Raw genomic sequence first — 401 nt, 5'->3', positions numbered from 1 at the left:
GTATTCATCGGTCGCATTCGCACGCCCTGGACCTCGCGCGGCGAGACGCCGCGACAGGGCAATCCCGACGGACCGGTCTGCCGGCTCGAGATCTTCGAGCCGTGGACGCAGGCTCTGCAGGGGCTGGACAAGTTCGCCCACGCGCAGGTGGTGTACTGGCTGCATCTGTCGCGCCGCGATCTGGTGATCCAGCGCGGCCACGGAATCGACGGACCGCGCGGCACGTTCGCGCTGCGCTCGCCGCTGCGGCCAAATCCGATTGGTATCTCGGCAGTGTCGGTGGTCGGGATCGAGGGCGCGACCGTGCTGGTGCGCGGCCTCGATTGCCTGGACGGCACGCCGCTGATCGACCTGAAGCCGGACCGCTGCGTGCACTCGATGGTGAAGTAGCGCCTTCAGCC

The 401-nt window shown here is 68.3% G+C and carries 1 protein-coding gene; it reads left to right on the top strand.

The features are described from left to right. On the top strand, nucleotides 1–390 hold a 390-nt coding region (tsaA, locus tag DY467_RS25895), incomplete at its 5' end, for a tRNA (N6-threonylcarbamoyladenosine(37)-N6)-methyltransferase TrmO (RefSeq protein ID WP_164639908.1). Nucleotides 391–401: the final 11 nt, after the last annotated feature.

The sequence above is a fragment of the Rhodopseudomonas sp. BR0G17 genome (assembly GCF_010907025.1).
GTDB classification, from domain to species: domain Bacteria; phylum Pseudomonadota; class Alphaproteobacteria; order Rhizobiales; family Xanthobacteraceae; genus Rhodopseudomonas; species Rhodopseudomonas palustris_H.
This window is presented reverse-complemented; position numbering and strand designations above follow the sequence as displayed.